At 72.8% G+C, this 21354-nt stretch carries 21 protein-coding genes and 1 pseudogene; 12 read left to right on the forward strand and 10 right to left on the reverse strand.

Going from position 1 to position 21354, the window contains the following annotated elements:
- Positions 1–207: 207 nt before the first annotated feature.
- Positions 208–948 carry a VOC family protein gene (locus tag ACLF5H_RS15305; protein ID WP_421676633.1) on the reverse strand — a complete coding sequence of 247 codons (741 nt, stop codon included), beginning with the start codon at positions 946–948 and terminating at the stop codon, positions 208–210.
- A 218-nt stretch (positions 949–1166) separates the two neighbouring features.
- Positions 1167–1871, reverse strand: a complete 705-nt coding sequence (locus tag ACLF5H_RS15310) for a DUF4232 domain-containing protein (RefSeq protein WP_421676634.1) — start codon at positions 1869–1871, stop codon at positions 1167–1169.
- 251 nt (positions 1872–2122) lie between these two features.
- On the opposite strand from ACLF5H_RS15310, the gene argC reads away from it, so the two are divergent.
- The 7 genes from argC (at position 2123) to ACLF5H_RS15345 (ending at position 8436) form a co-directional block, all read left to right on the forward strand.
- Positions 2123–3151, forward strand: a complete 1029-nt coding sequence (gene argC / locus ACLF5H_RS15315) for an N-acetyl-gamma-glutamyl-phosphate reductase (protein WP_421676635.1) — start codon at positions 2123–2125, stop codon at positions 3149–3151.
- Entirely contained in the window at positions 3148–4299 is a 1152-nt protein-coding gene (gene argJ, locus ACLF5H_RS15320) for a bifunctional glutamate N-acetyltransferase/amino-acid acetyltransferase ArgJ (RefSeq protein ID WP_421676636.1), read from the forward strand. Before argC ends, argJ begins: the two co-directional genes overlap by 4 nt.
- Entirely contained in the window at positions 4296–5204 is a 909-nt protein-coding gene (argB, locus tag ACLF5H_RS15325; RefSeq protein ID WP_421676637.1) for an acetylglutamate kinase, read from the forward strand. The genes argJ and argB overlap by 4 nt, the downstream gene beginning before the upstream one ends.
- A complete protein-coding gene (locus ACLF5H_RS15330) occupies positions 5201–6409 on the forward strand; it encodes an acetylornithine transaminase (RefSeq protein ID WP_421676638.1) in 1209 nt (402 codons plus the stop codon). Before argB ends, ACLF5H_RS15330 begins: the two co-directional genes overlap by 4 nt.
- A 7-nt stretch (positions 6410–6416) precedes the next feature.
- Positions 6417–6962, forward strand: coding sequence for an arginine repressor (locus tag ACLF5H_RS15335; protein ID WP_285560682.1), 546 nt, complete (start codon positions 6417–6419; stop codon positions 6960–6962).
- 89 nt (positions 6963–7051) lie between these two features.
- Positions 7052–7639, forward strand: a complete 588-nt coding sequence (locus ACLF5H_RS15340; protein ID WP_421676639.1) for an RNA polymerase sigma factor — start codon at positions 7052–7054, stop codon at positions 7637–7639.
- 353 nt (positions 7640–7992) lie between these two features.
- Entirely contained in the window at positions 7993–8436 is a 444-nt protein-coding gene (locus ACLF5H_RS15345; RefSeq protein WP_421676640.1) for a hypothetical protein, read from the forward strand.
- Between the two features lie 33 nt (positions 8437–8469).
- On the opposite strand, the gene ACLF5H_RS15350 is transcribed toward ACLF5H_RS15345, so the two are convergent.
- From ACLF5H_RS15350 to ACLF5H_RS15375, 6 genes and pseudogenes are all read right to left on the reverse strand, one after another.
- Positions 8470–10314, reverse strand: a complete 1845-nt coding sequence (locus ACLF5H_RS15350) for an ABC transporter ATP-binding protein (RefSeq protein WP_421676641.1) — start codon at positions 10312–10314, stop codon at positions 8470–8472.
- Positions 10315–10389: 75 nt separating this feature from the next.
- Entirely contained in the window at positions 10390–10599 is a 210-nt protein-coding gene (locus ACLF5H_RS15355) for a hypothetical protein (RefSeq protein ID WP_421676642.1), read from the reverse strand.
- A 96-nt stretch (positions 10600–10695) separates the two neighbouring features.
- Entirely contained in the window at positions 10696–11469 is a 774-nt protein-coding gene (locus ACLF5H_RS15360; RefSeq protein ID WP_421676643.1) for an FAD:protein FMN transferase, read from the reverse strand.
- A complete protein-coding gene (locus tag ACLF5H_RS15365; RefSeq protein WP_421676644.1) occupies positions 11462–11989 on the reverse strand; it encodes an FMN-binding protein in 528 nt (175 codons plus the stop codon). Before ACLF5H_RS15365 ends, ACLF5H_RS15360 begins: the two co-directional genes overlap by 8 nt.
- 10 nt (positions 11990–11999) lie before the next feature.
- A complete protein-coding gene (locus ACLF5H_RS15370; protein ID WP_421676753.1) occupies positions 12000–13280 on the reverse strand; it encodes a ferric reductase-like transmembrane domain-containing protein in 1281 nt (426 codons plus the stop codon).
- Positions 13281–13315: 35 nt separating this feature from the next.
- Positions 13316–13423, reverse strand: a pseudogene (locus tag ACLF5H_RS15375) (ATP-binding protein); the annotation flags it as partial.
- Between the two features lie 266 nt (positions 13424–13689).
- Between ACLF5H_RS15375 and ACLF5H_RS15380 the strand changes: the two are divergent.
- A complete protein-coding gene (locus ACLF5H_RS15380; protein WP_421676645.1) occupies positions 13690–14436 on the forward strand; it encodes a response regulator transcription factor in 747 nt (248 codons plus the stop codon).
- A gap of 131 nt (positions 14437–14567) precedes the next feature.
- Positions 14568–16064 (forward strand): sensor histidine kinase, encoded by a 1497-nt coding sequence (locus ACLF5H_RS15385; RefSeq protein WP_421676646.1) that lies wholly within the window; start codon positions 14568–14570, stop codon positions 16062–16064.
- Here ACLF5H_RS15385 and ACLF5H_RS15390 read toward each other — a convergent pair.
- Together ACLF5H_RS15390 and ACLF5H_RS15395 are read right to left on the reverse strand one after the other, a co-directional pair.
- Positions 16051–16764: a L,D-transpeptidase family protein gene (locus ACLF5H_RS15390; RefSeq protein ID WP_421676647.1), complete on the reverse strand. Its 714-nt coding sequence runs from the start codon at positions 16762–16764 to the stop codon at positions 16051–16053. The genes ACLF5H_RS15385 and ACLF5H_RS15390 overlap by 14 nt on opposite strands.
- A 2-nt stretch (positions 16765–16766) precedes the next feature.
- Entirely contained in the window at positions 16767–17354 is a 588-nt protein-coding gene (locus ACLF5H_RS15395; protein ID WP_421676648.1) for a pyridoxamine 5'-phosphate oxidase family protein, read from the reverse strand.
- Between the two features lie 144 nt (positions 17355–17498).
- Here ACLF5H_RS15395 and ACLF5H_RS15400 point away from each other — a divergent pair, with 144 nt between their 5' ends.
- The 3 genes from ACLF5H_RS15400 (at position 17499) to ACLF5H_RS15410 (ending at position 21300) form a co-directional block, all read left to right on the forward strand.
- Positions 17499–18692, forward strand: a complete 1194-nt coding sequence (locus ACLF5H_RS15400; protein WP_421676649.1) for an argininosuccinate synthase — start codon at positions 17499–17501, stop codon at positions 18690–18692.
- A gap of 101 nt (positions 18693–18793) precedes the next feature.
- Complete coding sequence (argH, locus tag ACLF5H_RS15405) at positions 18794–20221, forward strand: argininosuccinate lyase (protein ID WP_421676650.1); 1428 nt, start codon at positions 18794–18796, stop codon at positions 20219–20221.
- A 107-nt stretch (positions 20222–20328) separates the two neighbouring features.
- Positions 20329–21300, forward strand: a complete 972-nt coding sequence (locus tag ACLF5H_RS15410; RefSeq protein WP_421676651.1) for an aldo/keto reductase — start codon at positions 20329–20331, stop codon at positions 21298–21300.
- Positions 21301–21354: the final 54 nt, after the last annotated feature.

A 21354-nucleotide genomic window follows, 5' to 3' on the forward strand; every position in this document is an offset into this window, starting at 1 on the left:
GCCGACCGTCTCGACCGTTTCGGGCAGCGGGCAGGAAGGGCTCGCTGTGCCGCGCGTTCAGGGCGGCACGCGATGACCGGCCGCTCTCACGGCCACGACGTCAACGCGTGCTCTTACGACCGACCATTCCTCGCTCCTCCCCGGTCACCGACCGCACGCACCCTAGCCCTCACCCGGCACCTCCCGGAAGCGAATTGACGCAGCGGGTCAGGACCGGGCGAGCACGCGGAACTCGTGGCCCTCCGGGTCCGTCAGACAGGTCCAGGGGACATCGCCCCGGCCGACGTCGAGATCGGTGGCGCCGAGGGACCGCAGCCGGGCCACCTCCGCCTCCTTGTCGTCACCGGGGCGTGGCAGCAGGTCGAGGCGGACGCGGTCCGGCGCGGTCTGCAGGCCGGGCACCCGGAGGAATTCGAGGTAGGGGCCGGTGCCCGTGGCGCAGCGCAGCACCGCGAGATCGTCGGTCACCCTGCGCACGGTCCAGTCCGTCGCCGCGCCCCAGAACCGGGCCATGGCACGCGGATCCGCGCAGTCCACCACCACCGCGGCGATCGGCCCGGCGTCCCGGTAGACCTCCCGGGGCTCCAGCACACAGAACTCATTGCCCTCCGGGTCGGCGAGGCACCGCCACGGCACCTCGCCCTGCCCCACGTCGACGGGATGCGCGCCGAGCTCCGTCAGGCGCTCGACCAGTTCCGCCTGGTGGGCCGGGGAGGTGGTGGCGAGATCGAGGTGCGTACGGTTCTTCGCCGCCGGTTTGGGCTCCGGCACGGGCACGACCTCGATGCCGACGACGACCGGGTCCGGCCGGGCCAGGCCGCCCGCGGGCCCGACATGGGTTCTCACCCCGCGCTGGTGAAGGCTCCAGCCGAGCGCCGCCGCCCAGAACCGGCCGACCGCCGAGGGGTCGAGGGCCTTGATGTTCACCTGGACGGGTCGCAGCGCCATGCCGATGATCCTATGCAACCACCGCGCGACGGCATCCGGCGTCGCACGGGACGCCACACCCCCGCATCCCACGAGCCTTGGACGACCGGCCCGGCCCGGCGCGAGCCGAGTTCGACCAGGCGCGGCTCAAGGACATCGCCCGGACGGCACACCCTCGTTCGCCGCGCTCGTCCTCGCCGCCCCCGCGGCCTGGCCCGCGCGCCGTACCCTCCCCGTGACTACTTGGTCGTGTGCGTCGGGTAGACCTGGACGTCGGTGTAGGCGCCCTTGATCGCCCCCGCGCCCGCGGGCCACTTCAGGGTCACGGTGTGGGTCTCGTTCGGGGGCGTCACCAGGATGTCGGTCGGGGAGGCGAGGCTCTTGCCGCTGGGGTCGATGTCGTAGGCGAGGTCGAAGACGGCGGCGTCACCGGGCTTCAGGGTGGTGACACGCGGCTGGGCGGGGCCGCGCTCGATGGGGCTGGAGGTGTGGTCGGCGTCCTTGATGTCGACGCCCGCGAAGCCCGTCGCCGAGCAGGTGGTCGAACCCCGGTTGACCATGGTGATGTCGATCCTGCCGGACGCCTTGTCGGGCGAGGCGTCCGCGGCGTCGATGGCCAGGTCCGCCGTCTTGCAGAACGTGACCTTGCCACCGGCCGTCGTCCCGCCGCTCGCGGTGCCGGTGCCGGACCCGGCCTTGCCGCCCTCGCCGGAGGACGACGCCGACTGACCGGCCGCCGAGCCGCCGGAGCCCGAGCCGCTCCCCGGCCGCGCGCCACCGTCCGAGGCCGAGGACGCCGAGGCCGAGGACGAATCCGTGGGCGCGGACGACGCCGAGGAGCCCTTTGCGCCCGTGTCCTTCCCGGAGTCGTTCCCGCAGGCGGTGAGTGAGAGGGTGGCGACGAGGCCGATGGCGGCGAGAGCGGTGATACGAGTGGTCTTCACGGTGTTTCCCCCAGAAACTGTGCACTGCGCATGGTCGGAGATATTTGTATCTCGCAGCCAGTTACAGGGGGTTCTCCACGATGTCCGTGTTCTGTCACGGCCGGAAACGGCCCCCGGGCGGGCCGGAAACGGCCCCCGAGCAGGCCGGGAGCGACCCCCGAGCGGACGCCGCCGCCCCGCCTCCCGCCCGCACACTCATTGCATAAACGTGCAGCGATGCGTATAGTCATGCCATCCAGAGGAGGACGGACATGGCGGTACGTGCGGCGGTTGCCGGAGCGAGTGGATACGCGGGCGGAGAGGTCCTGCGGCTGCTCCTCGCGCACCCCGAGGTCGAGATCGGGGCCCTGACCGGGAACTCCAACGCCGGGCAACGGCTCGGGGCGCTCCAGCCGCACCTGTGGCCGCTGGCCGACCGGGTGCTGGCCGAGACCACGGCCGAGAGCCTCGCCGGGCACGACGTGGTCTTCCTCGCGCTGCCGCACGGACAGTCCGCCGCCGTCGCCGAACAGCTCGGCCCGGACGTGCTCGTGATCGACATGGGCGCCGACTTCCGGCTGCGGGACGCGGCCGACTGGGAGAAGTTCTACGGCTCCCCGCACGCCGGCACCTGGCCCTACGGCCTGCCCGAGCTGCCCGGCGCCCGTGCCGCGCTGACCGGGACCAGGCGGATCGCCGTACCGGGCTGCTACCCCACCGCCGCGACCCTCGCCCTCTTCCCGGCGTACGCGGCGCGGATCGCCGAGCCCGAGGCCGTGATCGTCGCCGCCTCCGGCACCTCCGGCGCGGGCAAGGCACCCAAGGCGCACCTGCTGGGCAGCGAGGTCATGGGCAACATGTCGCCGTACGGCGTCGGCGGCGGCCACCGGCACACCCCCGAGATGATCCAGAACCTCGGCGCGGTCGCGGGCGAGCCGGTCACCGTCTCCTTCACGCCGACCCTCGCCCCGATGCCCCGCGGCATCCTCGCCACATGCAGCGCGAAGGCCGTCCCCGGGGTGGACGCGCAGGCCGTGCGCGCCGCGTACGAGAAGGCGTACGCCGACGAGCCCTTCGTCCATCTGCTGCCCGAGGGGCAGTGGCCCGCGACGGCCGCCGTCCACGGTTCCAACGCCGTTCAGGTGCAGGTCGCTCATGACGAGGCCGCGGGCCGCATCATCGCGATCAGCGCCATCGACAACCTGACCAAGGGCACCGCCGGCGGTGCCGTCCAGAGCATGAACCTCGCCCTGGGTCTCGCCGAGACCACCGGGCTTTCCACGATCGGAGTCGCACCGTGAGCGTCACGGCAGCCAAGGGATTCCGGGCGGCCGGTATCGCCGCCGGGATCAAGCAGAACGGCAACCCCGACCTGGCCCTCGTGGTCAACGACGGGCCCCGCCGGGCCGCCGCGGCCGTCTTCACCGCCAACCGCGTCAAGGCCGCGCCGGTGCTGTGGTCCGAGCAGGTCATGAAGAGCGGCCAGGTCTCCGCCGTGGTCCTCAACTCCGGTGGCGCCAACGCCTGTACGGGCCCCCAGGGCTTCCAGGACACCCACGCGACGGCCGAGAAGGCGGGCGAGGCCCTCGGCCGCGGCGCCATCGAGGTCGCCGTCTGCTCCACCGGCCTCATCGGCGTCCCGCTGCCCATGGACAAGCTGCTCCCCGGCATCGGCACCGCCGCCGCCCAGCTGTCCGAGCACGGCGGCGAGAAGGCCGCCATCGCCATCAAGACCACCGACACCGTGCACAAGACCTCGGTCGCCACCGGGGACGGCTGGACCGTCGGCGGCATGGCCAAGGGCGCCGGCATGCTCGCCCCCGGCCTCGCCACCATGCTGGTCGTCATCACCACCGACGCCGACACGGACGACGCCACCCTGGAGCAGGCCCTGCGCGCCGCCACCAAGGTCACCTTCGACCGCGTCGACTCCGACGGCTGCATGTCCACCAATGACACCGTGCTGCTGCTCTCCTCCGGCGCCAGCGGCATCACCCCCGAGTACGACGCCTTCGCCGAGGCCGTACGGCAGGTCTGCGACGACCTCGGCCGCCAGCTGATCGGCGACGCCGAGGGCGCCAGCAAGGACATCAAGGTCGAGGTCGTGGGCGCCGCCAGCGAGGCGGACGCCGTCGAGGTGGGCCGCTCCATCGCCCGCAACAACCTCCTCAAGTGCGCCCTGCACGGCGAGGACCCCAACTGGGGCCGCGTCCTGTCCGCGATCGGCACCACCGGCGCCGTCTTCGAGCCCGACCAGCTCAACGTGGCCATCAACGGCGTCTGGGTGTGCAAGAACGGCTCCGTCGGCGAGGACCGGGACCTGGTCGACATGCGCTACCGCGAGGTGCACATCGTGGCCGACCTCGCCGCCGGCCCCGAGACCGCGACGATCTGGACCAACGACCTGACCGCCGACTACGTCCACGAGAACAGCGCCTACTCCTCATGACCCTGACCCGTAAGCACACGGCCCTGCCCAAGGCGCAGATCCTCGTCGAGGCGCTGCCCTGGCTGACCCGGCACCACGGAAAGACCGTCGTCATCAAGTTCGGCGGCAACGCCATGGTCGACGAGGAACTGAAGGCCGCCTTCGCCCAGGACGTCGTCTTCCTGCGGCACGCCGGGCTCAAGCCGGTCGTGGTGCACGGCGGCGGCCCCCAGATCAGCGCCGCCCTCGACCGGCACGGCATCGTCAGCGAGTTCAAGGCGGGCCTGCGGGTCACCACCGCGGACGCCATGGACGTCGTCCGGATGGTGCTCGCCGGACAGGTGCAGCGCGAACTGGTCGGCCTGCTCAACCAGCACGGCCCGCTCGCCGTCGGCCTCACCGGCGAGGACGCGCACACCATCACCGCCACCAAGCATCTGCCCGAGATCGACGGGGAGTTGGTCGACATCGGGCGCGTCGGCGAGATCACCGCGATCGACACCGGCGCCATCGAAGCCCTGCTCGCCGACGGCCGCATCCCGGTCGTCTCCTCCATCGCCCGCAGTCAGGACGACGGTCATGTCTACAACGTCAATGCTGATACGGCGGCTGCGGCACTCGCTGCGGCCCTTGGCGCCGAAACTCTCATGGTCCTCACCGATGTCGAGGGCCTCTACGAGGACTGGCCGCACTCCGACGAGGTGATCAGCCGCCTCACCGCCACCCAACTGGAGAAGCTGCTGCCGGAGTTGAGCTCCGGCATGGTGCCCAAGATGCGGGGCTGCCTGCACGCGGTGCGCGGCGGCGTGCGCACCGCCCGCGTCATCGACGGCCGGGTACAGCACTCCATCCTGCTGGAGATCTTCACCGACGAGGGCATCGGCACCATGGTCGTGCCCGACGAGCCCGAAGGGGACGCATCGTGACGGGGCAGCAGAGCGGCAACCAGGACCTGACCCGGCGCTGGCAGGGCGCGCTCATGAACAACTACGGCACCCCCCGCCTGCCGCTGGTGCGCGGCGCGGGCGCCACCGTGTGGGACGCCGAGGGCCGCGCCTACACCGACTTCGTCGGCGGCATCGCCACCAACGCGCTCGGCCACGCCCACCCGGCGATCGTGGACGCCGTCAGCAAGCAGATCGCCTCCCTCGGCCATGTCTCCAACCTGTTCATGGCCGAGCCCCCCATCGCGCTCGCCGAACGGCTGCTCCAGCTCTTCGGCCGCGAGGGCCGGGTGTTCTTCTGCAACTCCGGCGCCGAGGCCAACGAGGCCGCCTTCAAGATCGGCCGGCTCACCGGGCGCACCCATGTCGTCGCCACCGAGGGCGGCTTCCACGGCCGTACGATGGGCGCCCTCGCGCTCACCGGGCAGCCCGCCAAGCAGGACCCCTTCCGGCCGCTGCCCGGCGAGGTCACCCATGTCCCCTACGGCGACGCCCAGGCCCTGGCCGCGGCCGTCACCGACGAGACCGCCCTGGTGATCATCGAGCCGATCCAGGGCGAGAACGGCGTCGTGGTGCCCCCGGCCGGCTATCTCAAGGCCGCCCGCGCCATCACCGCCGCCACCGGCGCCCTGCTGGTCCTGGACGAGGTGCAGACCGGCGTCGGCCGCACCGGCACCTGGTTCGCCTACCAGGCCCACGAGGGCGTGCTGCCCGATGTGGTCACCCTCGCCAAGCAGCTCGGCGGCGGCCTCCCGCTCGGCGCCACCGTCGCCTTCGGCCGCGCCGCCGAACTGCTCGGGCCCGGCCAGCACGGCACGACCTTCGGCGGCAACCCGGTCGCCTGCGCCGCCGGCCTCGCCGTCCTCGGCACCATCGAGGGCGAGGGACTGCTGGAGAACGTGAAGCGGCAGGGCGAGACGCTGCGCGCGGGCATCGAGGCGCTGGGCCACCCGCTGGTCGGCCATGTCCGGGGTGCGGGCCTGCTCCTGGGTATCGTGCTCACCGGGCCGCGCGCGCACGAGGTGCAGCAGGCGGCCCAGGAGGCCGGGTTCCTGGTGAACGCCCCCGCCCCCGACGTCGTACGGCTCATGCCCCCGCTGAACCTGCGCGACGACGAGGCGGGCGCCTTGCTCCAGGCGCTGCCCGGCATCCTCGACGCAGGCGGGGACGGACGATCCGGAGAATGAGACGACGATGAGCCAGGCGCAGGAGCACGAGCAGCAGACAGGTGCCGGGCCCGCCGTGCCGCAGACGCGTACCGCACGGCACCGCCGGATCGTGGACATCCTCAACCGGGAGCCGGTGCGCTCGCAGAGCCAGCTGGCCAAGCTGCTCGCCGACGACGGGCTCAGCGTCACCCAGGCGACGCTGAGCCGGGACCTCGACGAGCTGAACGCGGTCAAGATCCGCAACAACGACGGCGATCTCATCTACGCCGTGCCCAGCGAAGGCGGCTTCCGCACCCCGCGCGCACCGCTCGGCGAGTCCGCCAAGGAGGAGCGGATGCGGCGCCTGTCCCAGGAGCTGCTGATCTCCGCGGAGGCCTCGGCCAACCTGGTGGTGCTGCGCACCCCGCCCGGGGCCGCCCAGTTCCTCGCCTCGGCCATCGACCAGGCCGAACTCCACGACATCCTCGGCACCATCGCCGGTGACGACACCCTGCTGCTGATCAGCCGCGACCCGACCGGCGGCCAGGCCCTCGCGGACCACCTGCTCAAGCTCGCGCAGAACGGCCACTGAGCCGGGCCCCGACCGGCATGCGGGTCCCCGCGCCGCGGCGGACAATGGGAGCGGCAATCTCCCCCTGGCCGTCGGCCGTATAAAGAGGTGTGTCGGGTTTGCGGTTCCCCGTGGGTCGCCTCCCGGACGAGGCTCTGCTGTCCGGGCTGGCCACCGGAGACCAGGAGCTGGCCGTCGTCTTCGTACGACGTTTCCAGCACCGGGTCTTCGGTGTCGCCATGGCCGTCACCGGGGACCGTCAGCTCGCCGAGGACGTCGCCCAGCAGACGTTCGAACGCGCGTGGCGGCACGCGCAGATCTACGACTCGCGCCGCGGTTCGGTCACCACCTGGCTGACCACCATCGCGCACAACCTGGCCATCGACGCCGTGCGCGCCCGGCGCCCCGAGCCGGTGGCCCCCGAGGACCTCGACGCCCTCCTCGGCACCGTCACCGAGACCCCCGAGCGCTGGGCGCTGGCCGACGAGGCCTCCGCCCGGCTGCGGGCCGCGGTCTCCCGGCTGCCCCGCGAGCAGGCGCGGGCCCTGATGATGGCCGGTATCTACGGAATGACCGCCCAGCAGGTCGCCGACGCGGAACGGATCCCGCTGGGCACCGCCAAGACCCGCATCAGAGCGGCGATGGGCAAACTGCGCACCACACTGTCGGCTCCGGAGCGAGGCGGCCATGTCCAGTGACGCGAACTGCGAGAAAATGCGCGAGACCGGCGCCGAGCTGGCGCTGGGCGTGCTGCCCGGACGTGAGCGCGCGGAGGCGGTCGCGCATCTGGACACCTGCGCCGACTGCCGGGAGTTCGTCCGGCAGCTGACCCTGGTCGGCGACCGGCTGATCGGCCTGCTGCCCTGCCAGGAGCCGCCGCTGGGCTTCGAGACCCGGGTGGCCCGCAGCCTCGCCCAGCAGGCGGCCGCCGACGGGCGCACCGCCGCGCGCGCCCCGGCGTTCCCGGTCCTGCGCGGGCGGGTTCCCGGTCCTGCGCGGGCGGGCGCGCCGGGCCCGGATCCGGCTGGGGGCGGCCGCGGCGGGGCTCGCGGTGGTCGCCGGGTTCGCCGGCTGGGGCATCGGCACCGCCGTGGAGACGGTCACCGCCTCGCCCCCGCACACCATGGAGTCCGAGCCCATGCTGGTCGGCGACATGACCGCGGACTCGGCCGACGGCTCGCCCATCGGCGAGGTCTACGCCCATCCCGGCAGCCCCGGCTGGATCTTCGTGTCCGTCTACCTCGCCGGGCACGGCAGCGCGTACACCGGCCGGGTCAGCTGTGTGCTGGAGCGCTCCGACGGCACGACCGTGCGGGTGGGCGACTTCACCGTGCGCAACGGGCAGGGCCACTGGGGGGCCCAGGCGCCCGTGGACGCGGACGCGGTCTCCGGCGCCCGGCTGACCGCCACCGACGGCACGGTCCTCGCCCGCGCCCACCTCCAGACCGGGCACGTGCTGACCCGGGAGCAGCACGCGCCGTCCCAGCAGACATGAGGGCGGCCACGGGGGAGACGGGGACGGCGAGCGCTACGACAGCACGGTGCCGGTGTTCAGCCGGTGCAGCCGGGCGTACGTCCCGTCGCGCACCAGCAGATCGCCGTGGGCGCCGTCCTCCACGACCCGGCCCCGGTCGAGCACCACGATCCGGGTGGCGTCGCGCACGGTGAGCAGGTTGTGCGAGATGACGATGGTGGTCCGCCCGGCCATCAGGCGGCGCAGCGGCTCCATGATCCGCCGCCCGGAGCTCGCGTCGATCCCGGTGGTCGGCTCGTCGAGCAGCAGCACGGGCGCGTCCCTGACCATCGCGCGGGCGATCGCGAGGCGCTGGCACTGGCCCCCGGACAGGGTGCGGCCGCGCTGCCCGACGAGGGTGTCGTAGCCGTCCGGGAGCCGTTCGATGAACTCGTGCGCGTCCGCCGCGCGCGCCGCCGCGACGATCTCCGCCTCGGACGCCTCCGGACGGCCGTAGGCGATGTTCTCCCGCACCGTGCCGTGGAAGACCAGGGTCTCCTGGAGCACCACCGCGACGCTCTCGCGCACATCGGCGAGGCGCAGTTCGCGCAGATCGGTGCCGTCGAGCCGGACCGCGCCCCGGTCGGGGTCGTAGAACCGCAGCTGGAGCCGGGCGGCGGTGGACTTGCCCGCGCCGCTCGCCCCGACCAGCGCCAGCGTCTCGCCGGGCGCCACCCGGAACGACACATCGGCGAGGGCCCAGGGACCGGCGCCGGGGTAGCGGAACCAGACGCCGTCGAACTCCACCGCCCCGCGCGCCCGGCCGAGCGGGCGGGCCCCGGCGCGCTCGGTGACCTGCGGCCGCTGGTCGAGCAGTTCGATGATCCGCTCGGCCGAGGCGGCGGCGGAGTAGAAGGTGGTGCCGAGCCCGGACAGGCCGTGCACGGGGCTGTACATCTTGCCGATCAGGGCGAGGAAGACCAGCAGCCCGCCCAGGGTGAGCTGGCCCTGGGACAGCTTCCAGGTGCCGAGGCCCAGCACCGCGAGGCCGCCCGCCACCTCGATGATCTCCACGAGGGGGGCGTACACGGACCGGATCCGCGTCGAGGCCATCACCGCCCGGAACCGGCCCACGCTCTCCCGCTCGAAGCGGCGCGCCTCCCAGCCCTGCCGGTTGTACGCCTGCACCAGCGCGACATTGCCGAGCACCTCCTCGGCGATCGCGCTGAGCGAGCCGCTGCGCCGTCTGCGCTCCCGGGAGGCGTCCTTGATCAGCCGCGAGAAGTGCCGGGCCGCGCCCCAGAACAGGGGCACGATGACCAGCGCGAGCAGGGTCAGATCCCAGCTCAGATAGAACAGCAGGCCGACGAAGACGGCCAGTTGGAGCACGTAGTACAGGGCGTCGGCCACGCCCGAGAGCAGGAAGGTCTCGACCGCGTCCACATCACCGGTGACGCGGGAGAGCACATCGCCGAGCCGGCGGCGTTCGAAGAAGCCGAGGGACAGGCCCTGCACATGCCGGAAGACATCGCGGCGCAGCGAGAGCAGGAAGCGTTCGCCGACCCAGGTGGAGGTCATCTCGTCGGCGAAGCCGAGGACGCCGGAGCACAGGATCAGCCCCAGGTAGGCCGGGGCGATCCACAGAAAGGGGTGCAGGTCCCGGGGGACCAGCACCTGGTCCACGACGCTCTTGAACAGCCACAGCTCACCGGCGTCGATGACCGGTCCGGTCAGGCTGAGCAGCAGCAGCGGGGCGAGCCAGCGCCGGTTGCCGCGGGTGTAGGGCCAGAACCGGCGGAAGACCGCGCGCGGGGAGACCGCGGGCGCGGCCGCGACGACATCGCCGGATGCCTCGGGGACGTCGGAGGAGGAGCCGTCGGGGTCCCCCCAGGAGAGCAGACGCCGCAGGACTTGCGCCATGGGATGCGTTCCTCGGACAGCGGCCGGGCGGACCGGGTCCTCCGGGCCCCGGTCCGCTCAGCCTGTGCGGGTCGGTCAGTAGCCGCCGTGGCCGCCGTGGCCGCCATGACCGCGGCCACCGTGACCGCGTCCGTGGTCGTGGCCGTGACCGTGGCGGTCGCCGTGCCGGTGCCCGTGGCGGTCGAAGCGGTCGAAGGCGTCGAAGCGGTCGTCGTCGTGGTCACGGCCGTGACCCCGGCCGTGGCCGCCGCCGCCCTTGGGCAGCAGACTGCTGAAGATAGCCATGGTGTTCCTCCCGGAAAAATTGCTGCACCTGGGGTACGTCCGAGGGCGGCACAGGGATGGCTCTCCGGCGAAAAAATTTCCCGTTCAACCCCTTTTTCACGCTATGTACGCGGCCAGTCCTTCGGTGTGCAGCACCTCGCCGTCCGCCGTGAGCAGCAGCGCCTCGGTGCCGGGCAGCGACTCCAGCCAGGCGAGCCCCGCCCGCGACCCCCGCGCGAACGCGGCCGTGGCCCAGCAGTCCGCCCAGGTCAGCCGGGGCGCCACCACGGTCACCGCCACCAGGTCGGTGACCGCGGGCCGCCCGGTGCCCGGGTCCGTGATGTGCGCGCCCCGCTCGCCCGTGCCCGAGGTGGCCACCGCCAGCTCGGGCGCCCCCGCCGTCGACACCACCGCGAGGAGCCCGCCCGGGCGCAGGGGGTCCGCGATCCCCACCCGCCAGGGCCGCCCCGGCTCCGGCGCGCCCAGCGACTGCACATCGCCGCCGCCGTTGACGCTGACCCCCCTCACCCCCGCCACCTCGGCCAGCCGCCGCGCCGCCCGCTCCGCCGACCACCCCTTGACGATCCCGGTGGGATCCGGCACCCCCCGGTACCGCGCGCTGAACCACCCCTCGCTCACCCGCTCCGCCCGCGCCGCGAGCCCCAGCACCCGCGCGACCTCGGCCGGGCACCGCTCGACGGTCAGCTCGCCCCGGGCCAGCCGCGACACCGCGCTGTCCGCGCGGTAGGTGCTGAACACCGCGTCCACCTCGTGCAGTTCTGCCACCACCTGCCCGAGCGCCGCCCGCACCGCGCCGGCCTCCCCGCCCCGTACGTCGAAGGAGAACACGGTCCCCATGACCTCCTCCGCGTGCCGGACGCCCTCACCCATGGACCCGGTCCAGGGCGGACTGGAGGGACTGCCGGTATCCGGTGCTCGTGTACGTCGCGCCCGAGACCATGTCGATCCGCGCGCTCTGCGCGGCCAGCGCCTCCCGCCGCAGCTGGGGGAGCGCGTAGCTGTTGATCTCCTGGTCGCGCGGGTTCTCCGTGGGGTACCGCACGGCCGTCACCTCGGTGAGCCTGCCGTCCTTGACCGTCACCCGTACCTGGACCGGACCCCAGCGGGTCTGCGCGGTCTCACCGGTGACGGTCGTCGCGGCACCCTTGGCCGCCGGGGCACCGCCGGACGTCGAGGAACTCCCCGATGCCGAGGAACTCCCGGCCGTCGAGGAACCTCCGGAAGCGGCGGGCGCGCTCGCGCCGCCCCCGGAGCCCTGCGCCGACGCGCCCAGGGCGAGACCCGGGCTGCTGTGCGGCTTCAGGGACAGCAGCAGCACCACGGCGGAGACCGTCGAGGCACTCGCCAGCACGACACGGCGCAGCGGGCGGTTCTTCCTCAATGCGTGCATGACCTCGGCCTCACAGCTCGAACGACTCGTGATGGATACGGCGGTCCGGCGAACCCGCCGCGCGCAGGGCCTCGTACACGTCCCGGGCGAACCCATGGGGCCCGCAGACGTAGACGTCGAGGGCGGGCAGATCGGGGAAGCGCGCCCGCAGCGACTCCGCGGTGATGCGGGGCCGCTCGCCGCGCGGACCGTTCAGCGCGTACAGCACCGTGGCGCCCCGCCATCGCGCTATCGCCTCCAGCTCACGGCCCAGTGCCAGGTCCGCCGCCGAGCGCGCCCGGTACAGCAGCGTGACCTCGCCGGGCAGCGTCTCGAACAGGGCCCGCAGCGGGGTGATGCCGACACCGGCCGCGATCAGCAGGGACCGCCCGCCGGTGGCCCGGTCGGCGGTCAGCGCGCCGTAGGGGCCCTCCACCCACACCCGGGTGCCGGGCCGGAGCGTGGATATCGCCGCGCTGTGGTCGCCCAGCGCCTTCACCGTGATCCGCAGCCGCTCCGGGCGCGGCGGCGCCGACAGGGAGTACGGCGTGGACGTCCAGGCCATCCCCTCGGCGAGGAACCGCCAGCGGAAGAACTGCCCGGGGCGCGCGCCCAGCCGATCGAGCCGCCGCCCGCGCACCACGACCGAGAACACCCCCGGCGCCTCCCGCCGCACCGACTCCACCCGCAGCCGATGGCGCCGGTTGAGCCGGATCGGCGCGAGGACCCGGAACCACACCACGAGCGCCGCGACCCCGAGGTACAGCGCGTACCAGGCGGCCGTCGCCACCGGCTCGCCGTTGAACTGCTCGCCCAGCGACACCTGGTGGAAGAAGGCCAGGAACACGGCCGCGTACGTCAGCAGATGGACGTAGTACCAGAACTCGTGCCGGATCCGGCGCCGGGCCGCCCGCGCCGAGGTGATGCCGACCGCGAACAGGATCAGCGTGCCCGCGGTGGCCTTCAGCATGTCCGGGTAGTCCAGCACCACGGTGACCGCCTCGTGCCACAGCGACGCCCGGTCCTGCGCGGCGTACCCGGTGAGGATCAGCGCGATGTGCGCCACCAGCAGGCACACCGTGTACCGCCCGGCCATCGCGTGCCAGCGGGCCACCCGGTCCGAGCCCACCCGGTTCTCCAGCACCGGCACCCGCGCCATCAGGCCGACCAGCACCGCGCAGGCGTATCCGCACCCCAGCCCGGCGAGCCGCCCCGCACCGGTCAGCAGGCCCGCCGCGCCGACCACGGAGGCGGTGTCCGCCCACCACAGCGCGACCACGGCCGCCGCCCCCGCCCACAGCACCGCGAGCAGCGGCCCCGCGGGGGAGCGCCGGGCGAGTCCCGGCCGAGATCGGACCCCCGGCCGCTGTGCGCGGTCACCGAGGGGGTGGCCGGCGCCGGGCGGGTCGGGCCCCCGCCGTCCGTGACCTCCACGATGAGCCGACCGCCCGTCTCATGTCCACGGCTGTCATCAGTGCCGTTCCCTTCGTCCGCCGCCCGGGCCACCGGCCGGCGGGGCCACTGTGCGGGCCCGAGCTCTGAGGCACCTCTGAGAAGGGGCCCCGCGGCCGGTTCCTGAGGGCTTTCTCACAGAGGTCTCAGAGACCTCTCACAAACCGCCCTGACCAGGGAGTACGACACTTTGCCGAGCCCACTCAGAGGAAACTCAGAGCCGCCGCGGCGACCGGCCGCGGCCCGCACCCGCGATGCTGGGAGGCGCGATGAACACGACCCGTTCCGGCCGCCCGGCCCTCACCCGTCCCGACGGCACCGCACTGCGCGTCCTCGTCGTGGACGACGACCCCGACCTCGCCGAGGTGCTCACCGGCGCCCTGCGCTACGAGGGCTGGCAGGTGCGCGCCGCCGGTGACGGCGCCGCCGCGCTCAGTGCCGCGCGCGAGCTGACGCCGGACGCCGTCGTGCTGGACGTGATGCTGCCCGACATGGACGGCTTCACCGTGCTGCGCCGGTTGCACGAGACCCAGCCCGAGGTGTGCGTGCTCTTCCTCACCGCCCGGGACGCGGTCGAGGACCGGATCGCCGGGCTCACCGCGGGCGGCGACGACTACGTCACCAAGCCCTTCAGCCTGGAGGAGGTCGTGGCCCGGCTGCGCGGACTGCTGCGCCGCGCCGGTATGGCCCGCCGCCCGGAGCCCGCGGAGGACCCCGGCCTTGTCGTCGGCGACCTGGCGATGGACGAGGACGCCCGCGAGGTGACCCGGGCCGGTGAGCTGATCGAACTCTCGCCGACCGAGTTCGAGCTGCTGCGCTTCCTGATGCGCAACCCCCGCCGCGTCCTCAGCAAGGCGCAGATCCTCGACCGGGTCTGGTCCTACGACTTCGGCGGCCGCGCCCATGTGGTCGAGCTGTACATCTCCTACCTGCGCAAGAAGATCGACGCCGGCCGCGAGCCCATGATCCACACGGTGCGCGGGGCGGGGTACGTGCTGAAACCGGTGACCGGGTGAGGAACGGTCGCCGGACGGAATCCGATGGGCGGGCGGAATCCGGTGGCCGGACGGAACCCGGTCGCCGGGCGGGATCCGGTCGCCGGACGGGACCCGGTCGCCGGGCGGGATCCGGTGGCCTGCTCGCCCGGTTGCCCCGCTTCCGTACCCTGCGCGCCCGGATCACCTTCGGCCTGGTGGTGCTGCTCGCGGTGAGCTGCGCCGCGGTCGGGGTGGCCGCCGTGGTCGAGCTGAACGGCTTCCTCACCCAGCGCCTGGACGAACAGCTCGCCCAGGTCGGCACCCGGTTCCCGGAGAGCCTGGAGCACCACGGCAAGCTGCCCGACGACCACGACGGGGACGAGGACGCCGACACCCGCCGGATGGCCACCGGCACCTTCGGCGCCTGCCTGCGCGGCGGCGCCGTCACGGACAAGGGCCTCATCAGCTCCGGCGACCTCTCCGTCGACCTGGACATCACGCTGACCGCGCGGGACGCCGAACGGCTCGCCCGGATCCCGGACGACGGCCGCCCGTACACCGTCCAGCTCTCCGCCCTGGGCCACTACCGGGTCCTCGCCACCCCCGGCCGCGACGGTGACGTCCTGATGGCCGGACTCCCGCTGAAGCCCGTCGAGGCGGCCGTGCACCGGCTGGAACTGGTCGCCGGGATCGTCTTCGGCCTCGCCCTCGTGACGGCCGGGGTGACCGGCGCGCTCTGGGTCCGCTGGTCCCTGCGCCCCCTCGGCCGGGTCACCGCGACCGCCACCCGGGTCAGCGAACTCCCGCTCGCCAGCGGTGTGGTGGCGCTGCCCCCGCGCGCCCCCGTCGCCGATCCGCACAGCGAGGTCGGCCAGGTGGCCGCGGCCCTCAACGGCATGCTCGGCCATGTCGAGGACGCGCTCACCAAACGGCACGCGAGCGAGGAGCGGCTGCGCCGGTTCGCCGCCGACGCCAGCCATGAGCTGCGCACCCCGGTCGCCTCGGTGCGGGGCCACGCCGAGCTGGGCCTGCTGCATCCGGGGCCGGTGCCGCCGGAGGTCACCCGGTCCCTGGAGCGCATCGCCGCCGAGTCCTCGCGGATGGGCCTGATGGTGGACGACCTGCTGCTGCTCGCCCGGCTCGACGCGGGGCGCCCGCTGGAGCGCGGCCCGGTCGATCTGACCCGGCTGGTCCTGGACGCGGTCACCGACGCCCGCGCCGCCGGTCCCGGCCACGGCTGGGCCCTGGACCTCCCGGCGGACCCGGTCACCGTCACCGGCGACGCCCACCGCCTCCACCAGGTGCTGGCCAACCTGTTGGCCAACGCGCGGCTGCACACACCCGTGGGCACCAAGGTCACCGTCACCCTGGACCCCGGCCCCGACGCGGTCCTCCTCCATGTCCACGACGACGGACCCGGCATACCCGAGGAGCTGCGCTCCGCCGTTTTCGAACGCTTCACCCGCGCCGACCACCGCCGCCCCGGCGACGCGTCCGCCACGGGCGCGGGCCTCGGCCTGTCGATCGTGTCGGCGGTGGTGGAGGCACATGGGGGCACGGTCGGCGTGGAGAGCACACCGGGCTCTACGACGTTCACGGTGAAATTGCCGACCGGATACGTGGTCAGGGGCGCGAGGAACCGCGCACGGCAGATCAATACCGGGTAACCGCTGTGGCGCCGCCCTCCGTGCCGATGGCGATACGCGGCGCGGCCCCCGGCACCACCCACCGAAGAATCCGCCGCATGGAATCCTCCGGCACCGACACACAACCGGCCGTCGCCCCGGCCCCGTTGACGTGCAGGAAGATCCCGGCGCCCCGCCCCCGCACCGGCCGGTGGTAGTTGAACCCCACGACGAGCGCGTACGCGTACTGCCCGCCGTACGCGCCGAGCCGCTCCGCCTCCGCGGCCCGGCAGTCGCCCGGCAGCGGATCCGTCCAGCGGTTGTACGACGACGACGCGTTGTCCTCGCACCACCAGGAACTCTCCTTCACCGCCCGGTAGGAGATCCCCGTGCCGGCCGGTGCCGCCCTGACTCCGAACCCGAACGGAAGGTCGTACAACCCGGTCGGTGTGGTGTCCGTCCCCTGGGTGCGCGCGTTCCCCTCGACCAGCCCCTTCGCCCCGAACCGCGCGGGCGCGGAACCGGCCCGGGTCCAGGTGCCGTCGCGCAGGTCCCACCAGGTGAGCGTGCCGGTCGTGGACGAGGTGTCCGGTGCCCGCGCGATGATCAGCTGGGTGCCGCCGCCGGTGTCCGCCAGCCGCGCGGGCAGCGGCACCGGCACCGGCGCGCGCGGCACGGGCGCGGCCCCGAGCAGGCCGAACACACAGACGGACACAAGGCTGGCGACGACACCGGGGCGCATGCTCAGACGCTAGACGGGGGCAGCGGCAACGGCAGCCCGGGCAGTCCGTCCAGGCTCCTGGCGATGTGCTCCTTCCTGGTGAAGTAGTCGTTCAGGGAGGCGTCGTCCTCCCGCGCGAAGCGCCGCTCGTGCAGATCGCGCTCCTCCTCGTACGCCATGAAGGGGACGGCGTACCCGCAGGTGTCCCGCACCAGCTCGGCGTGCACCACGATGATCGCGCGCAGCCCGTGCGCGCGGGTGTCGACGCCGGGGAAGCGGGCGAGCAGGCCGGAAAAGCGCGGGTCGTCGCGGAAGACCGGATCGCCCCGGCCGTGCACCCGCACGATGTTCGGCGGGCCCTGGAAGGCGCACCACATCAGCGTGATCCGCCCGTTCTCGCGCAGATGGGCGATGGTCTCCGCGTTGGATCCGGCGAAGTCCAGGTAGGCCACCGTGAGTTCGTCCAGTACGGCGAACGAGCCCTTGAGGCCCTTGGGGGAGAGGTTGACCCGGCCGTCGCCGGACAGCGGCGCGGTCGCGGTGAAGAAGAGGGGCTGTTCCTCGATGAACGTGCGGAGCCTGCCGTCGATGCGCTCGTAGGACTTTCCCATGCCCGCGGATTGTCCCCGGAACTCTTTTGGCTGTCTAAGGATTCTCGCGGCCCCCGCACGCGTCACCCGGAGGGGTGATTGACGAATCATGCGGGGAACTGCATACTCATGCATATCAGCGAATGCACTGTGAGGAGAAACCCCGTGACCGAGCGCGTCGTACTCGCCTACTCAGGCGGTCTGGACACCTCCGTCGCCATCGGCTGGATCGCCGAGGAGACGGGCGCCGAGGTCATCGCCGTCGCGGTCGACGTAGGCCAGGGCGGCGAGGACCTGGACGTCATCCGCAAGCGCGCCCTCGCGTGCGGTGCGGTCGAGGCCGAGGTCGCCGACGCCAAGGACGAGTTCGCCGACGAGTACTGCCTCCCGGCGATCAAGGCCAACGCCCTGTACATGGACCGCTACCCGCTGGTCTCCGCCCTCTCCCGGCCGACGATCGTCAAGCACCTCGTCGCCGCCGCCCAGAAGCACGGCGCCACCACGGTCGCCCACGGCTGCACCGGCAAGGGCAATGACCAGGTCCGCTTCGAGGCCGGCATCGTGGCCCTCGCCCCCGACCTGAAGTGCATCGCCCCGGTCCGCGACTACGCGATGACCCGGGACAAGGCGATCGCCTTCTGCGAGGCCAAGCAGCTCCCGATCGCCACCACCAAGAAGTCCCCGTACTCCATCGACCAGAACGTCTTCGGACGCGCCGTCGAGACGGGCTTCCTGGAGGACATCTGGAACGCCCCGATCGAGGACATCTACGAGTACACCTCCAACCCCGCCACCGCGCGCGAGGCCGACGAGGTCGTCATCAGCTTCGAGCAGGGCGTCCCGGTCGCGATCGACGGCAGGCCCGTCACCGTCCTGCAGGCCATCCAGCAGCTCAACGAGCGCGCGGGCGGCCAGGGCATCGGCCGGATCGACATGGTCGAGGACCGCCTGGTCGGCATCAAGTCCCGCGAGGTCTACGAGGCTCCCGGCGCGATCGCCCTGATCACCGCCCACCAGGAGCTGGAGAACGTCACGGTCGAGCGCGAGCTGGCCCGCTACAAGCGCCAGGTCGAGCAGCGCTGGGGCGAGCTGGTCTACGACGGCCAGTGGTTCTCCCCGCTCAAGCGCGCCCTGGACGGCTTCATCAACGAGGCCAACCAGCAGGTCAACGGCGACATCCGGATGACCCTGCACGGCGGCCGCGCGGTCGTCACCGGCCGGCGCTCCGAGTCGTCCCTGTACGACTTCAACCTCGCCACCTACGACACCGGCGACTCCTTCGACCAGGCGGCGGCCAAGGGCTTCATCGACATCTACAGCCTGTCGTCGAAGATCGCCGCCAAGCGGGACCTCGCGTAACCCTCACGGGTTCATCGCGCACGCATCACACTGACGGCCGCCTCCCCACCTGCAAGGGTGGGGAGGCGGTGGCACAGCGACATCTTCCGAGGAGCAACGCAGTGAGCAGCAACAGCGGTGACGTACGGCTCTGGGGCGGCCGTTTCGCCGACGGTCCCGCCGAGGCCCTGGCGAAGCTGTCCGCGTCCGTCCACTTCGACTGGCGGCTCGCGCCCTACGACATCGCCGGCTCGCGTGCCCACGCCCGCGTGCTGCACAAGGCCGGACTTCTCACCGAGGACGAGCTGACCCGCATGATCGCCGGGCTCGACCGGCTGGAGGCGGATGTCGCCGACGGCTCCTTCACCGGCACCATCGCCGACGAGGACGTGCACACCGCCCTGGAGCGCGGTCTGCTGGAGCGCCTCGGCCCGGACCTCGGCGGCAAACTCCGCGCCGGCCGGTCCCGCAACGACCAGGTGGCCACCCTCTTCCGGATGTACCTCAGGGACCACGCCCGGATCATCGGCGGTCTGATCGCCGACCTCCAGGATGCCCTGATCGGCCTGGCCGAGGCCCACCCGGACGTGGCGATGCCCGGCCGCACCCATCTCCAGCACGCCCAGCCGGTGCTCTTCGCCCACCATGTCCTCGCCCATGTCCAGTCCCTGTCCCGGGACGCGGAGCGGCTGCGCCAGTGGGACGAGCGCACCGCGGTGTCGCCGTACGGCTCCGGCGCCCTGGCCGGTTCCTCGCTCGGCCTGGACCCGGAGGCGGTGGCCGCGGACCTCGGGTTCGAGCACGGCAGCGCCGCCAACTCCATCGACGGCACGGCCTCCCGGGACTTCGTCGCGGAGTTCGCCTTCATCACCGCGATGATCGGGGTGAACCTCTCCCGGATCGCCGAGGAGATCATCATCTGGAACACGAAGGAGTTCTCCTTCGTCACCCTCCATGACGCGTTCTCCACCGGCTCCTCGATCATGCCGCAGAAGAAGAACCCGGACATCGCGGAGCTGGCCCGGGGCAAGTCCGGCCGTCTGATCGGCAATCTGACCGGTCTGCTGGCCACCCTCAAGGCGCTGCCCCTCGCCTACAACCGTGACCTCCAGGAGGACAAGGAGCCGGTCTTCGACTCCTGCGACCAGCTGGAGATCCTGCTGCCCGCCTTCACCGGCATGATGGCCACCCTCACCGTCCACCGCGAGCGCATGGCGGAACTGGCCCCGGCCGGCTTCTCCCTCGCCACGGACATCGCCGAGTGGCTGGTGCGCCAGGGCGTCCCCTTCCGGGTGGCGCACGAGGTCGCGGGGGAGTGCGTCAAGGCCGCCGAGGCCGAGGGCAAGGAACTGGACGAGCTGACGGACGAGCAGTTCGCCAAGATCTCCGCCCACCTCACCCCCGAGGTCCGCACCGTCCTGAACGTCCCCGGCGCCCTGGCCTCCCGCAACGGCCGCGGCGGTACGGCCCCGAGCGCGGTGGCGGTGCAACTGGCCGAGGTCAAGACGGACGTGGCGGCACAGCACGCGTGGGCGGCGGCCAAGAAGTAGCCGTACGGCGGGCGCCCCGAAGAGGCGCGGGGCCGTGTCGAGCCCCCCGCGGGTTACGTTGGTCGTGAACCGGAACCGAACCGGAACCGACCGAACCGGAGCCCGCGATGCCCTTCGCCCGCCTCGCCCACGCGACCACCCCGACCTGCCACATCGGACTCGGTCTCGCCGCCGTCGGTCGCCCCGGCTACATCAACCTCGGCCGGGACGACGACCTCGGCGGGGACCGCAGCGTCGACGCCCTGCGCACCCGTACCCATGAACTCCTCGACGCGGCCTACGCGCAGGGCGTCCGCTACATCGACGTGGCCCGCTCCTACGGCCGTTCCGAGGAGTTCCTCGCCGACTGGCTGACGAAGAACCCCGGCGTCGACGACGTCGTCATCGGCAGCAAGTGGGGCTACACCTACACCGCCGACTGGTCCACCGACGCCGAGCGGCACGAGGTCAAGGACCACACCCTGGCGACGTACGAGCGTCAGCGCGCCGAGTCCGACGCGCTGCTCGGCGACCGGCTCGACCTCTACCAGATCCACTCGCTCACCCCGGACAGCCCCGCCCTCACCGACAAGGAACTCCACGCGCGGCTCGCCGAGGCCGCCGCCGGGGGACTGACCGTCGGCTTCTCCACCAGCGGGCCCCGGCAGGCGGACACCGTCCGCGCCGCCCTCGCGGTGACGGTCGACGGCGCGCCCCTCTTCCGTACCGTCCAGTCGACGTACAACATCCTGGAGCACTCGGCCGCCCCCGCCCTCGCCGAGGCCCATGACGCCGGGCTGACCGTGATCGTCAAGGAAGGCATGGCCAACGGGCGGCTCGCCGGTCCGAACGCCCCCGAGGCACTGCGGTCGATCGCCGCCGAGGAGGGGCTCGGCCCCGACGCCGTCGCCCTCGCCTGGATCCTGCGGCAGCCCTGGGCGGGCGTCGTCCTCTCCGGCGCCGCGACCCTCACCCAGCTCTCCTCCAATCTGCACGCCCCCGCCGTCGATCTGGACGCGGACCGGATGACCCGCCTCGCCACGCTCACGGAGGAGCCGCGCGCGTACTGGGAGCGGCGCGGACAGCTGCCCTGGCACTGATCGAAAACCCTCGCTGACCAGCGACGATGAGTCACGCATGCCCATGATGAGACA

It is taken from the genome of Streptomyces sp. LaBMicrA B280, assembly GCF_049222185.1.
GTDB lineage: Bacteria > Actinomycetota > Actinomycetes > Streptomycetales > Streptomycetaceae > Streptomyces > Streptomyces murinus.

Bases quoted from the DNA above. Each gene is read 5' to 3' on its own strand.
- ACLF5H_RS15305 (WP_421676633.1), bottom strand. From the start codon at position 948: ATGGCGCTGCGACCCGTCCAGGTGAACATCAAGGCCCTCGACCCCTCG.
- argC (WP_421676635.1), top strand. From the start codon at position 2,123: ATGGCGGTACGTGCGGCGGTTGCCGGAGCGAGTGGATACGCGGGCGGA.
- argB (WP_421676637.1), top strand. From the start codon at position 4,296: ATGACCCTGACCCGTAAGCACACGGCCCTGCCCAAGGCGCAGATCCTC.
- ACLF5H_RS15335 (WP_285560682.1), top strand. From the start codon at position 6,417: ATGAGCCAGGCGCAGGAGCACGAGCAGCAGACAGGTGCCGGGCCCGCC.
- ACLF5H_RS15350 (WP_421676641.1), bottom strand. From the start codon at position 10,314: ATGGCGCAAGTCCTGCGGCGTCTGCTCTCCTGGGGGGACCCCGACGGC.
- ACLF5H_RS15355 (WP_421676642.1), bottom strand. From the start codon at position 10,599: ATGGCTATCTTCAGCAGTCTGCTGCCCAAGGGCGGCGGCGGCCACGGC.
- ACLF5H_RS15360 (WP_421676643.1), bottom strand. From the start codon at position 11,469: ATGGGTGAGGGCGTCCGGCACGCGGAGGAGGTCATGGGGACCGTGTTC.
- ACLF5H_RS15365 (WP_421676644.1), bottom strand. From the start codon at position 11,989: ATGCACGCATTGAGGAAGAACCGCCCGCTGCGCCGTGTCGTGCTGGCG.
- ACLF5H_RS15380 (WP_421676645.1), top strand. From the start codon at position 13,690: ATGAACACGACCCGTTCCGGCCGCCCGGCCCTCACCCGTCCCGACGGC.
- ACLF5H_RS15390 (WP_421676647.1), bottom strand. From the start codon at position 16,764: ATGCGCCCCGGTGTCGTCGCCAGCCTTGTGTCCGTCTGTGTGTTCGGC.
- ACLF5H_RS15395 (WP_421676648.1), bottom strand. From the start codon at position 17,354: ATGGGAAAGTCCTACGAGCGCATCGACGGCAGGCTCCGCACGTTCATC.
- ACLF5H_RS15410 (WP_421676651.1), top strand. From the start codon at position 20,329: ATGCCCTTCGCCCGCCTCGCCCACGCGACCACCCCGACCTGCCACATC.